This is a genomic window from Catenuloplanes niger, assembly GCF_031458255.1.
GTDB lineage: Bacteria > Actinomycetota > Actinomycetes > Mycobacteriales > Micromonosporaceae > Catenuloplanes > Catenuloplanes niger.
In genome coordinates this window covers 3,154,988-3,167,477 of record NZ_JAVDYC010000001.1, presented here as the reverse complement: position 1 = coordinate 3,167,477, position 12,490 = coordinate 3,154,988, and the positions used below count along the sequence as shown (strand labels likewise).

The 12,490-nt window shown below is 73.1% G+C and carries 9 protein-coding genes; 4 read left to right on the top strand and 5 right to left on the bottom strand.

The genetic code is table 11. The annotated features are described in order from the left end of the window. Positions 1 to 9: 9 nt before the first annotated feature. Positions 10 to 411 (top strand): YbaB/EbfC family nucleoid-associated protein, encoded by a 402-nt coding sequence (locus J2S44_RS13700; RefSeq protein ID WP_310412994.1) that lies wholly within the window; start codon positions 10 to 12, stop codon positions 409 to 411. Further along, positions 408 to 731 carry a hypothetical protein gene (locus tag J2S44_RS13695; RefSeq protein WP_310412991.1) on the top strand — a complete coding sequence of 108 codons (324 nt, stop codon included), beginning with the start codon at positions 408 to 410 and terminating at the stop codon, positions 729 to 731. Before J2S44_RS13700 ends, J2S44_RS13695 begins: the two co-directional genes overlap by 4 nt. Positions 732 to 976: 245 nt before the next feature. Here the strand turns inward: J2S44_RS13695 and J2S44_RS13690 are convergent, their stop codons facing one another. The 3 genes from J2S44_RS13690 to exaC form a co-directional block, all read right to left on the bottom strand. Next, positions 977 to 1,858 carry an IS5 family transposase gene (locus J2S44_RS13690; protein ID WP_310429634.1) on the bottom strand — a complete coding sequence of 294 codons (882 nt, stop codon included), beginning with the start codon at positions 1,856 to 1,858 and terminating at the stop codon, positions 977 to 979. 124 nt (positions 1,859 to 1,982) lie between these two features. After that, the gene (locus tag J2S44_RS13685; RefSeq protein ID WP_310412988.1) at positions 1,983 to 2,357 is read right to left on the bottom strand and encodes a DUF779 domain-containing protein; all 375 of its coding nucleotides are present in this window, start codon (positions 2,355 to 2,357) and stop codon (positions 1,983 to 1,985) included. A 9-nt stretch (positions 2,358 to 2,366) separates the two neighbouring features. Further along, positions 2,367 to 3,890 (bottom strand): acetaldehyde dehydrogenase ExaC, encoded by a 1,524-nt coding sequence (gene exaC / locus J2S44_RS13680; RefSeq protein ID WP_310412985.1) that lies wholly within the window; start codon positions 3,888 to 3,890, stop codon positions 2,367 to 2,369. A 129-nt stretch (positions 3,891 to 4,019) separates the two neighbouring features. Here exaC and J2S44_RS13675 point away from each other — a divergent pair, with 129 nt between their 5' ends. After that, positions 4,020 to 7,865 (top strand): WXG100-like domain-containing protein, encoded by a 3,846-nt coding sequence (locus tag J2S44_RS13675; protein ID WP_396077140.1) that lies wholly within the window; start codon positions 4,020 to 4,022, stop codon positions 7,863 to 7,865. 306 nt (positions 7,866 to 8,171) lie between these two features. Here J2S44_RS13675 and gabT read toward each other — a convergent pair whose 3' ends face one another. Together gabT and J2S44_RS13665 are read right to left on the bottom strand one after the other, a co-directional pair. After that, entirely contained in the window at positions 8,172 to 9,449 is a 1,278-nt protein-coding gene (gene gabT, locus J2S44_RS13670) for a 4-aminobutyrate--2-oxoglutarate transaminase (protein WP_310412978.1), read from the bottom strand. A gap of 1 nt (position 9,450) precedes the next feature. Then, entirely contained in the window at positions 9,451 to 10,890 is a 1,440-nt protein-coding gene (locus J2S44_RS13665) for a gamma-aminobutyraldehyde dehydrogenase (RefSeq protein ID WP_310412974.1), read from the bottom strand. Between the two features lie 108 nt (positions 10,891 to 10,998). On the opposite strand from J2S44_RS13665, the gene J2S44_RS13660 reads away from it, so the two are divergent. Continuing rightward, entirely contained in the window at positions 10,999 to 12,423 is a 1,425-nt protein-coding gene (locus J2S44_RS13660; protein ID WP_310412971.1) for an aldehyde dehydrogenase family protein, read from the top strand. The last annotated feature ends 67 nt before the right edge of the window (positions 12,424 to 12,490 follow it).

Sequence of the window (12,490 nt, the reverse complement as noted above, 5' to 3'; positions counted from 1 at the left end):
GGGGATCCGGTGGCCCAGCACGCCGACCGCGAGGTGAACGCCGCGCTCAAGGCCCGTTTCGCGGACGCCTACGGTCAGTACGAGCGCGTTCGCGACGGCATCGGCGAGCTGCGTACCCGCCTGTCCGAGTTGTCGGTCTCCGCCGTGGACGCCAAGGAGCTCATCCGCGCCACCGTCGGGCCCCGGGGCCAGCTGACGTCGCTGGAGATCGAGCCGCGGGCATACCGGGCGTACGAGCCGCACGAGCTCGCCGACGAGATCACCCGGGTGGTCGCCGACGCGGCCGCGCGGGCCACCGAGACCGTCCGTGAGCTGGCCGGCGAGGTGCTGCCGCCGGGCTCCGCCGCGATGTCCCACCTGCGCGACGGTGACCTCGGCGCGCCGCCGCACCCGGGCGCGGACCGGGCATGAGCGACCTCGAACTGGACGCCGCGCGGGCCGCGCAGGCCGCCCGCGACCTGACCGACGCCGGCGCCGACCTCCGCGCCCGCGCCCGCGCCGCCGCGACCCGCGTGCAGGGCCTGTCCGCCGCGCCGCCGTGGGGCACCGACCGGATCGGCGCCGCGTTCGAGTCGCGCTACCGGGAGGCCGAGTCCCGGCTGCTCGCGGCCGCGGAGAGCGCCGGCACGCGGGTGGAGGCGCTCGGCGAGTCCGCCACCCGGGCGGTCCGCCGCGTCACGGCCACGGACGAGACGAACGACGAGCTCATCCAGCACACCTGGAAGACCTGAAGACCATCATTCGCCCGCTTCCGGCGGGGCGCGGTCCGTATGCTCCCGCGGGCAACGGTCGTCGCCGGCGCTCCTCCCTGCACGATCCGTGGGGTGGGGAAGGACCGGGTCGGTTCTCCGGTGACCACCGGTGAACCGGCAGGGAGGCCGCCCGCGGCCGACCGGTGCCCGCGGGAGCATGCGGGCCGCACCACGCCGGAAGCGGGAAAATCAGGTATTGGCCGGCTCTAGAGCGTGTATCGAAGTCAGAGCCAGATGTTGATGCAGGCGATCTGGACGGTGGCTTCGTAGCGGACGGCGAGTTTGTCGTACCGGGTCGCGACCGCGCGGTGCTGCTTCAGCCGGCTGATCCCGCGTTCGATGGTGTTCCGTTGTTTGTACCGCTCAGCATCGAAGTCGTAGGGCCGGCCGCCGGCTGCACCCTTCCGGGTGCGGCCGGCGGCCTGGTCGGTCTTGATCGGGATGACACAGGTGATCCGGCGGCGGCGCAGATAGGCGCGGTTGGCCCGGCTGGAGTAGGCCTTATCGGCCATCACCGCCTCCGGCCGGGTTCTCGTCCGGCCGGACAGTTTCACGACCTTCACCCGTTCCAAGACCTTGACGAACTGCGGGCTGTCGCCCCGGTGCCCGGCCGTGACCACGATCGCCATGGGCTTGCATCCCTGCTCACAGGCCAGATGAACCTTTGTCGTCCAGCCGCCACGCGACCGGCCCAACCCGTGATCGTCAGGCTCCGGATCACCGACACCGCCCGGCGGCTCCGCCTGCCCGGCGCTGTCGCGGCGTGCTCCGGCGGCATGCTGATGCGCCCGCGCGATGGTCGAATCAACCGACAGATTCCAGATGATCGCGCCCACCGCCTCGGCCAAAGCTTGCAGCCGGGCGAGGATTCTCGACCAGGTCCCGTTGCGTTGCCACCGGCGAAACAAAGCGTATGCCGCGGACCATGACCCGTAACACGGCGGTATGTCCCGCCATGCACAGCCGACCCTCACCCGCCATCGGATCGCGTCGATCACCGTCCGTCGGCACGTCGCAGGCGGGCGGCCGGAACGCCGCTGGTCAGGAACAGAAAGCAACGGCTCCAGACGCGCCCACTGCACGTCGGTCAGGTCATGCCGCCGCAACACCGCTAAGGTGTCCACGAGGTCTCCGGTATTCAGGTGTTTCTTGGTCGAAAAACCTTCTACCGGAGACCTCGCCTATTTCAGCCACGACGCGCCGCAACCCTCGTGGACTTCGATACACGCTCTAGTCGCCCAGGGCGGCCAGTTCGTCGTCGGTGAGCAGGCGGGAACGGATCAGGAAGCGGACGCCCTCGGGCGCTTCGAGGGAGAAGCCGCCACCGCGGCCGGGGACCACGTCGACGGTCAGGTGGGTGTGCCGCCAGAGCGCGAACTGTGACGACGACATCCAGAACGTGACCGGTTCGGCGACGCCGTCGATGACGATCTCCTCCAGCAACACGTCGGAGCCACCGGTGCGGAACTCGCCCGCGGGGTAACACATCGGCGCGCTGCCGTCGCAGCAGCCACCGGACTGGTGGAACATCAGCGGCCCGTGCGTGCCCCGCAGCGACCTGATCAGGTGCGCCGCGGCCGGCGTGACGTCGACCCTGGAGACCATGACACCTTCCTAGAACAGTCCGACGGCCTTGGCGGAGTAGCTGACCAGCAGGTTCTTGGTCTGCTGGTAGTGGTCGAGCATCATCCGGTGGTTCTCCCGGCCGATGCCGGACTGCTTGTAGCCGCCGAACGCCGCGTGCGCCGGGTACGCGTGGTAGCAGTTCGTCCAGACGCGCCCGGCCTGGATCGCCCGGCCCGCCCGGTACGCGGTGTTCAGGTCGCGGGTCCAGACGCCGGCGCCGAGGCCGTACAGCGTGTCGTTGGCGATCTTCATGCCGTCCGCGAAGTCGGTGAACGACGCGACCGAGACGACCGGCCCGAAGATCTCCTCCTGGAAGATCCGCATCGCGTTGTCACCCTGGAAGATCGTCGGCTGGACGTAGTAGCCACCGGACAGCTCGCCGCCCAGGTCCGCGCGCTCGCCGCCGGTGAGCAGCTTCGCGCCCTCGCGCTGGCCGATGTCCAGGTAGGACAGGATCTTCTCCAGCTGGTCGTTGGACGCCTGCGCGCCGACCATCGTCTCGGTGTCCAGCGGGTGACCCTGCTTGATCGCGTTCGTCCGCTCGACGGCAGCGGCCAGGAAGTCCGAGTAGTGGCCGGCCTGGATCAGCGCGCGCGACGGGCAGGTGCAGACCTCACCCTGGTTCAGCGCGAACATGGTGAAGCCCTCGAGCGCCTTGTCGAAGAAGTCGTCGGTGCGCGCGGACACGTCGTCGAAGAACAGGTTCGGGCTCTTGCCGCCCAGCTCCAGCGTGACCGGCTTGATGTTCTCCGACGCGTACTGCATGATCAGCCGCCCGGTCGTGGTCTCACCGGTGAACGCCACCTTCGCCACCCGCGCGCTGCTGGCCAGCGGCTTGCCCGCCTCCACGCCGAAGCCGTTGACGATGTTCACCACGCCCGGCGGCAGCAGGTCCGCGATCAGGCTCATCAGCAGGTGGATCGAGGCCGGCGTCTGCTCGGCCGGCTTCAGCACCACCGTGTTGCCGGCCGCCAGCGCGGGCGCCAGCTTCCAGACCGCCATCAGGATCGGGAAGTTCCACGGGATGATCTGCCCGACCACGCCGAGCGGCTCGTGGAAGTGGTACGCCACCGTGTCCTCGTCCAACTCCGCGAGCCCGCCCTCCTGCGCGCGGATCGCACCGGCGAAGTACCGGAAGTGGTCGATCGCCAGCGGCAGGTCCGCCGCCAGCGTCTCCCGGATCGGCTTGCCGTTCTCCCAGGTCTCGGCGACCGCGAGCCGTTCCAGGTTCGCCTCCATCCGGTCCGCGATCCGGTTCAGGACGTTCGCCCGTTCCGCGACCGACGTGCGCCCCCACCCCGGCGCCGCGCCGTGCGCCGCGTCCAGCGCCCGCTCCACGTCGTCCGCGGTCCCGCGCGCCACCTCGGTGAACGGCTGCCCGTTCACCGGACTGGGATTGTCGAAGTAGCCACCCTTGGCCGGTGCGACGTACTCGCCACCGATCCAGTGGTCGTACCGGTTCTGGTAGGAGACGATCGCGCCGTCCTGTCCGGGCGCTGCGTATCGGGACATGTGCCGGCCTCCTCGGTGTCGTGGCCCGCAGGCTAGTTACGCCGACGTTGCGCCAACGTTGCGTGGCTGTTGAGGTGGCGGGTGCCTGCTTGAATGGGTGGCTCGTGACCGGGGAAGATCGGGGGATTCGTGACGGCCTTGACGAACCCGGTTCCGCATCCACGCGGCCTGCTCTGGCCCGACGCCCCCGACTGGGCCCGCGACGGCCTCGACTGGGTCATCGGCACCGAATGGCCCGAAGGCGACGAAACGGCGATCTGGGACCTGGCCGACGAATGGTACGGCGTGGCCGCGCTCCTGACCGCCCCGGCGGAGAACGCGTCCGCGGCGGCCGGCACGTTCGGGGCCGCCTACGACGGCCCGGCGGCCGAGGCGTTCCGCTCGGCCTGGACCTTGCTCTCCACCGGGACCGCGCACTCCACCAGGACCGCGCCTGCCGCCGGCGACCGGACCGCGCTCGACGAGCTGCCGGCCGCGGCCGGCGAGATCGGCCGGGCGGTCGAGGAATGCGCCGCCGACATCGAGGCCGCGAAGATCAAGATCTGGACCGAGGTCACGGGGCTCGTCGTCGAGCTGCGCGCGCTGACCGTGGTGGAAGCACTCGCGCCCGGCACGGCCGGCCCGGCGGCGGCCGCGGCACTGAGCGGCAGCCGGGTCGAGGTGCAGCGCATCTTCGGTGAGCTGGCGGCGTCGATGGAGGCGAAGAGCGTCTCGCCGTCGCCGTCGCCGTCGTTGGCTCGTCGTGCGTCGGGCGGCGGTGGGGCTGAGGTGGTGGAGGCGGTCGATGAGGGTGGGCCGCGGCCATCGGCCGGCGCCGAACGGCGGGAGGCGGGCGGTGCGGTTCCGGACCCGGCGGCTGCCGGCGTCGCGGCCGATCGCGGGGAGGGGGCCGGGCCGGGAGCGTTACTGGATCCGGTGGAAGCGGGCCCTCCCGCCGGCCGTCGGGACGGTGGCGGGCCGGGGGTGCCGCAGAGTTCCTCGGTGAACGGCCTGGCGCCGGAGACGGCCTCTTCGGGATTCTGGGTTGATTCGGGGCTTTCCTCCGGCGAGACCGGCGCACTCAACGCGGAGCTGGCCGCGAAGCTCGACGGCATCACGGCCGCCACGGATCTCGGGCCGGGCCAGGCGGTCGCGGAGACCTTCGAGGCGGTGCTATCCCCGGAGGGAACGACATCGGCGGCCGCACCGGTCCCCGGCGCAGCCTCCCAGGACGCGATCAACGACGCGCTGCATCCGGACGGCAGGCTCGCCGGGGTCACCGGCCCCGCTTTCGGGACCGAGCCCGCCCCGGGAGCCGGGCCGGCGTCGGTAGCCGAGCTGACTTCGGAAATCGAGCTGGCGTCGGGAACCGGGCTGGCCTCCGGAACCGAGGTGATCTCGGAGCCTGAGCCGGCGTCGGGAGCCGAGCCGGCATCGTTCGAAGCTGGGCTGGTATCGGGAACTGAGCTGCCGTCGTCCGGAACTTTGCCGGTGTCGGGAACGGAGCTGGCGCCGGGGACTGAGTCGGGGTCGTCCGGAGCTTGGCCGGTGTCGGGAACGGAGTCGGCGCCGGGGACCGAGTCGGTGTCGTCCGGAACTTTGCCGGTGTCGGGAACGGAGTCGGCGCCGGGAACTGAGTCGGCGTCGTCCGGAACTGAGCCGGTATCGGCAATCGAGTCGGCGCCGCCCGGAACTGGGCTGTTGCCGGGAACTCAGTCGGCGTCGTCCGGGGCGGAACCGGCGTCGGGAACTGAGCTGGCGTCCGGGCCCGGGCTGCCGTCGGGAACCGGGCCGGCGTCGGGAACTGGGCTGGCGTCGGCCACGGCGCTGGCTGCGGTCGACGACGACGCTCCCGGCGACCCGCCGCGCGCGCACCGGGACGCGCCCGAGGACCCGGCCACCGAGCCGCCGTCCTCCGGCCCCGCCGTCGGCGCCGCCGCACCGGAGGGGCCGGTCGTCGCCCCGACACCGGCCGGAGGCACCGGCACTCTCGGCAGAGCGGCCGGGGTCTCCGGTCCGCTCGCTGCCGGCAGCGGTGCCGGCCAGGTGGTGGCGCATACCGACATCGCGGCCGCATCGGCCACCGTGGGCCGCTGGTCGGACGGCCTCGACCCGTCTCCTGACCGCCCCGCGGCGGCCGCTCCGGTGACGGGTGCACCATTCCCCGCCGGCCCACTGTCGGCCGGCAGCAGAATCGGCGAGTCCCTGGCCAGCGAGGCCGCCCGTGCCGCCGCCGGCTGGACGGACGCGTTCTCCCACCGGCACACCGCCGCCGGTCCCCTCACGGCCGGGCTCGGCCCCGCCCTGTCGCCGCCGGACGACGCCGCCACGGCCTCCCGGACAGCCGACGGCCGAGCGACCGGCTCGGCACCCTCACCCGCAACGCCGTCGGACAGCGGTCCAGGCCAGTCTCCGGCGGGCGCCGGTCCGGGTCAGGCTCCCGTGGGCGGTGGGCTGGGCCAGGCTCTGGCCGGTGGCGGTCCGGGTGAGGCTCCCGTGGGCGGTGGGCTGGGCCATGTTCTGGCGGGTGGCGGGCCGGGTCAGGCTCCGGCGGGTGCCGGTCCGGGTCAGGCTCCCGTAGGTGGCGGGCCGGGTCAGGCTCCCGTGGGCGGTGGGCTGGGCCAGGCTCTGGCCGGCGGTGGGCTGGGGCTGCCTTCGGCGGGCAGCGGGCCGGACCGGTCTTCGGCGGGCAGTCCGCCGCTCCAGTCTTCGGCCGACAGTGGCGCGGACCGGTCCTCGGCGAAGGGGCCGCTCACTACCGGCGCCGGTGCCGGCCTGATCGCGGCCGGCGTGGGATCGGGCGAGGATACGGCTGCGAGGTCGGTAGCCGGGCGGGACGAGCGGCCCGACCGGCCCGATCGATCGCCGGTGACCGCCGGGATCAGCCAGGCGTCGGCGGTGGCCGCGTCGGGTGCCATGGGCAGCTGGCTCGATGGTCCCGGCCACCGGGCGGACGACCCGGCCGAGCATGCCCGGAAGACCGCGGCCGCCCCCGGTCCGCTGGCGGGCGGCAGTGGAATCGGGACGAGCGGTACGCCGGCCGTCACCCACACCATGGGCGAGGTGGCCGGTGGACCGAGCGGCCTGACCGCGAGCACGGATGCCGCGACCGGCCCGGACGCTGCGGAGACCGGCGGACCGGCCCAGACCGCGCCCGTGACGGCCACGGCCGGATCCGAGGCCGCGGCGCCGGGAGTCTTCGTCGCGCCGCCGATCGGCGGCATCGGACCGGGCGGCGGCAACCGTGGATCGTCGAAGGGCGGCGGAAAGCAGGGACCGCCTCCGTTCCGGCCGGCCAAGGAACCGATCAAGCAGCCTGGCGTGCCGTCGCCCGGAGTCCTCGGCTCCGCGTCGTTCGGCATCGAGGAGCCGGTGCTGCCCACTCGCCCGGTGGCGAACCGACCGGCCCCGCCCTCGCCCGGCGGATCCGTGCCGGTTCCGTCAAGCGGCCCAGTGGCGGTTCCGTCCGGCGGATCTGTTCCGTTTCCACCGGGCGGCCCGGCGGCGGTTTCGTCAGGCGGGGCTGCGGCGGTTCCGGCAGGCGGGTCCCCGCCGGTTCCGCCCGGCGGGCCAGCGGCGGTTCCGCCAGGTGGGTTCTCACCGGTGCCGGGTGACCGGTTGGTGCAGGTGGCGCCCGATGGACGCGCGGCGATCCCGCGTGGGGATGCCCCGGCGAGCGCAGCCCTCCCGCCGACCGGCCAGGCCGTGGAGACCACCGGCAGCGGACGCGCCGTGCCACCGGTTCAGGGCGGTGCGCCGGCGGAGACCTCACCGAGTAGCGGTGCTGTTCGGCCGCCGTCCAGCCCCGGCGTCATCTCCGGCGGGGACGCGTCCTTCACCGGGCCGGTGCCGCCGGCCCGGCGAGCCGGCACGCCGGGCCTGATCAGTCCGGGTGAATTCGGCATGCCGACCTCCGACATCCCGGCGGTCCGCGCGACCGGCGAACCCGCCCCGAGCGTCGACGACGCCGAGGCGTCCCGCGTCGAGCGGGGATGAGGCGTCGGCGCTGAGGCCCGCCGGCGGCGACGTGTCCGCGAGACGGACCAGCGGGGCGAGGTGCCCGCGAAACGGGCCGGCGGCGACGACGTGTCCGCGAGACGGGCCGGCGGCGGCGAGGTGCCCGCGAAACGGGCCGGCGGCGAGGTGCCCGCGAAACGGGCCGACGTCATCGCGGTATCCGGGAAACCCGCCGCCGGCGACGCCACGTCCGTGCGGAGCGCGGACCGGGACGAGGTGAGCCGCGGCGAGGTCCGGAAGCGGTCCGCCGGCCGGGAGGCGAATAATCCGGCCTCCGGTGGAGGGTCAGCGCACCGTGGTGAAGGCCTCGTCGAGGATGGTCAGGCCGCGGTCGAGTTCCGGTTCGGAGATGACCAGCGGTGGCAGGAGGCGCAGGACGTTGCCGTAGGTGCCGCAGGTCAGCGTGAGCAGGCCGGCCGCGTGGCAGGCGGCGGAGAGCGCGGCGGTGGTGGCCGGGTCCGGGGTCAGCGTGCCGGGACTCACGAGCTCCACGGCGAGCATCGCGCCGCGGCCGCGTACCTCAGCGATTCTCGGGTCCCGGTCGGCCAGGGACGTGAGGCGCGGCAGCATGGTCGCTTCGATGGATTTCGCGGCGTCGGTGAGGGACAGCTCGCGCATCGTCTCGATGCTGGCCAGCGCGGCCGCGCAGGCGATCGGGTTGCCACCGTAGGTGCCGCCGAGGCCGCCGGCGTGCACCGCGTCCATGATGGACGACCGGCCGGTGACGCCGGCCAGCGGCAGGCCGCCGGCGATGCCCTTGGCCGTGGTGACCAGGTCCGGTTCGACGCCCTCGAACGTGCTGGCGAACCAGTCACCGGTGCGGCAGAAGCCGGTCTGGATCTCGTCGGCGACGAGCACCGCGCCGGCGGCGGTGGCCCAGGCGCGCAGGGCGGGCAGGAAACCCGGTGCCGGTACGACGAAGCCGCCCTCGCCCTGGATCGGTTCGATGAGCAGCGCGGCCACGTTCCGGGCGCCGATCCGTGTCTCGATCAGGTCGATGGCGGCGGCCGCGGCGGCCGGGCCGGAGCGGCCGCCGTCGCGTAGCGGGTACGACATCGGCACCCGGTGCACCTCGCCGGCGAACGGCCCGAAGCCCTGCTTGTACGGCATGTTCTTCGCGGTCAGCGCCATGGTCAGGTTCGTCCGCCCGTGGTAGGCGTGGTCGAACACGACGACCGCCTGCCGTCCGGTGGCGTGCCGAGCGATCTTGACGGCGTTCTCCACCGCCTCGGCGCCGGAGTTGACCAGCATCGACCGCTTCTCGAACGAGCCCGGCGTGAGCGCGTTCAGCTGTTCGCACACGTCGATGTAGAGCGAGTACGGCGCGACCATGAAGCAGGTGTGGGTGAACTTCTCCACCTGGGCGCGCACGGCCTCGACCACGCGCGGCGCGGAGTTGCCGACGTTGGTGACCGCGATCCCGGACCCGAAGTCGATCCACTCGCGCCCGTCGACGTCGGTGAGCGTCGCGCCGGACGCGTGCGCGACGTAGGAGCCGATCACGCTGGTGACGCCGGGTGCGACGGCGGCGAGCCGCCGGTCGTGCAGCGACGGGGAGGACACCTCAGGCCTCGATGTTGTGCATGACGTGCTTGACCCGGGTGTAGTCCTCCAGCGAGTAGAGCGACAGGTCCTTGCCGTACCCGCTGTGCTTGAAGCCGCCGTGCGGCATCTCGGACACGAACGGGATGTGCGTGTTGACCCAGACGCACCCGAAGTCGAGGCGGCGCGTCATCCGCATGGCCCGGCCGTGGTCGCGGGTCCAGACGGACGCAGCCAGGCCGTAGTCGACGCCGTTGGCCCAGCGCACCGCCTCGTCCTCGTCGGTGAACCGCTGCACGGTGATGACCGGCCCGAAGACCTCGTCCTGGATCACCTCGTCGTCCTGCCGCACGCCGGAGACGACGGTGGGGGAGTAGAAGTAGCCGCGGTCGCCGACCCGGGACCCGCCGGCCTCGACCGACGAGTGCGCGGGTAGCCGGTCGAGGAACCCGGCGACCCGGTCCAGCTGCGCGGCGTTGTTGAGCGGCCCGTAGGAGACGTCCGGGTCGTCCGGCAGCCCGGTGCGGGTGGACCGTGCCTCCGCAGCCAGCGCCGCGACCAGGTCCGAGTAGATGCCGGGCCCGGCGAGGACGCGGGTCGCGGCCGTGCAGTCCTGGCCGGCGTTGAAGTAGCCGCCGCTCGCGATCGCCGTGGCCGCGGCCGCCACGTCCGCGTCGTCGAAGAGCACGACCGGTGCCTTGCCGCCCAGCTCCAGGTGGGTGCGCTTGAGGTCGGGCGCGGCCGAGGCGAGCACCTCCCGGCCGGCCCGGGTGGAGCCGGTGATCGAGACGAACTGCGGCGTGCGGTGCGAGACGAGCGCGCGGCCGGTGTCCCGGTCGCCGGCGACCACGTTGAACACGCCCGGCGGCAGGAACTCGGCCGCGATCTCGGCGAGCAGCAGCGTGGAGACCGGCGTGGTGTCGGACGGCTTGAGCACCACGGTGTTGCCGGCCGCGAGCGCGGGCGCGATCTTCCAGATGGCCATCATGAGCGGGTAGTTCCACGGCGTGACCTGGGCGCAGACGCCGATCGGCTCACGCCGCACGTACGACTCGTGGCCGGCCAGGTAGTTGCCGGCCGACTTGCCCTCCAGCATGCGGGCCGCGCCGGCGAAGAAGCGCAGCTGGTCGACCGAGGGCGGCAGTTCCTCGTCCGTGGTGAGCTGCCGCGGCTTGCCGGTGTTGCGGACCTCCGCGTCGACCAGGTCGGCCGCGCGTGACTCGACCGCGTCGGCGATCCGGAGCAGCGCGCGCTGCCGCTCGGCCGGTGTGGTGTCCCGCCAGCTCTCGAACGCGGTGGCGGCGGCCGACACGGCGGCGTCGACGTCGCGCGCACCGGAGACCGGCGCCTGCGCGAACACCTCGCCGGTGGTCGGGTCGATCAGGTCGGACCAGCGGCCGTCGACCGGATCGGCGTACGCACCGTTGATGAAGTTGCGAAGGACCTGCTTGTCCGAGCTCATGTTCATCTCCGTAGGGAACGCCGTATCCGTCACTCCTCCGCCATCTTCGCCACGGAAACCGTGGCAGGCAAGGCGCTAGGCTCCGAGGCAGACGGAAGGATTCGCGTCATGGACATGGTCCCGTTCTACGTCGCCGGCCGTCCGGTGCACGGCGACGACGAGGTGATCGTGCGGCACCCGTTCGACGGCGCCGTGGTCGGCCGCACCAGCTTCGCCACGCCCGCGCAGGTCGACGAGGCACTGCGGAAGGCGACGGTGGTGCCGACCCCCGCGCACGTCCGGGCCGCCGCGCTGGACCACGTCTCGCGCCGGTTGGCGGAGCGCGCGGACGACGTCGCCCGCCTGATCACCGCGGAGAACGGCAAGCCGCTGAAGTGGGCGCGGGCCGAGGCGGGTCGCGCGGTCTCGGTGTTCCGCTGGGCCGCGGAGGAGGCGCGCCGCTTTGCCGGCGAGATGCAGCGACTGGACACGGACCCGGCCGGCGAGGGGCGGATGGCGCTGGTCCGGCGGGTGCCGCGCGGCGCGGTGCTCGGCATCTCGCCGTTCAACTTCCCGCTGAACCTGGTCGCGCACAAGGTGGCCCCGGCGATCGCGGCCGGCGTGCCGATCGTGCTCAAACCGGCGCCGGCCACGCCGCTGTCCGCGCTGCTGCTGGGCGAGCTGCTGGCCGAGACGGACCTGCCGGAGGGCGCGTTCTCCGTGCTGCCGTTGCCGAACGAGCGGACCGCCGAGCTGGTCAAGGACCCGCGCCTGCCGGTGATCTCGTTCACCGGCTCCGGCCCGGTCGGCGCCCGGATCCAGGATTCGGTGCCGCGCAAGCACGTGACGCTGGAGCTGGGCGGCAACGCCGCGGCCGTGATCTGCGCGGACTGGTCGTCGGACGCGGATCTGGAGCACGCGGCCACCCGGATCGCCGTCTTCGGCAACTACCAGGCCGGGCAGAGCTGCATCGCGGTGCAGCGCGTCTTCGTGCACGCGGACGTCTACCACCGTTTCGTGGCGAAACTGGTCGAGCGCACCGAGGCGCTGCGGACCGGCGACCCGAACGACGAGGCCACCGACGTCGGCCCGCTGATCAGCGAGGACGCGGCGAAGCGGGTCGAGGCGTGGGTGGACGAGGCGGTCGCGGCCGGCGCGGAGGCGCTGACCGGCGGGAAGCGCGACGGCGCCACGTACCCGCCGACGATCCTGGTGAACGTGCCCGCCGGCGCGAAGGTGCTGGCCGAGGAGGTGTTCGGCCCGGTCCTGGCCGTGCAGCGGGTCACCGGCGACGACGAGGCCTTCGCCGCCGTCAACGACTCCGCCTACGGCCTGCAGGCCGGCGTGTTCACCCACGACCTGCAGACCGCGTTCGCCGCGCACCGATCGCTGGAGGTCGGCGGCGTGATCATCGGCGACGTCCCGTCCTACCGCGCCGACCAGATGCCCTACGGCGGCATGAAGGGCAGTGGTGTCGGCCGCGAGGGCGTCCGCTCCGCGATGGAGGACTACACCGAACCCCGCGTGCTGGTGCTCACCGGCATCGACCTCTGACCAACCCCACGATCCCAGCGAGGGTACGGCCGCCACCCGGCCGCCCGTGCTCCGAGCCCGACCGGGC

Excerpts from the sequence above, each read along its gene's own strand:
- J2S44_RS13695 (WP_310412991.1), top strand. The coding sequence starts at position 408 with ATGAGCGACCTCGAACTGGACGCCGCGCGGGCCGCGCAGGCCGCCCGC.
- J2S44_RS13685 (WP_310412988.1), bottom strand. The coding sequence starts at position 2,357 with ATGGTCTCCAGGGTCGACGTCACGCCGGCCGCGGCGCACCTGATCAGG.
- exaC (WP_310412985.1), bottom strand. The coding sequence starts at position 3,890 with ATGTCCCGATACGCAGCGCCCGGACAGGACGGCGCGATCGTCTCCTAC.
- J2S44_RS13665 (WP_310412974.1), bottom strand. The coding sequence starts at position 10,890 with ATGAGCTCGGACAAGCAGGTCCTTCGCAACTTCATCAACGGTGCGTAC.
- J2S44_RS13660 (WP_310412971.1), top strand. The coding sequence starts at position 10,999 with ATGGACATGGTCCCGTTCTACGTCGCCGGCCGTCCGGTGCACGGCGAC.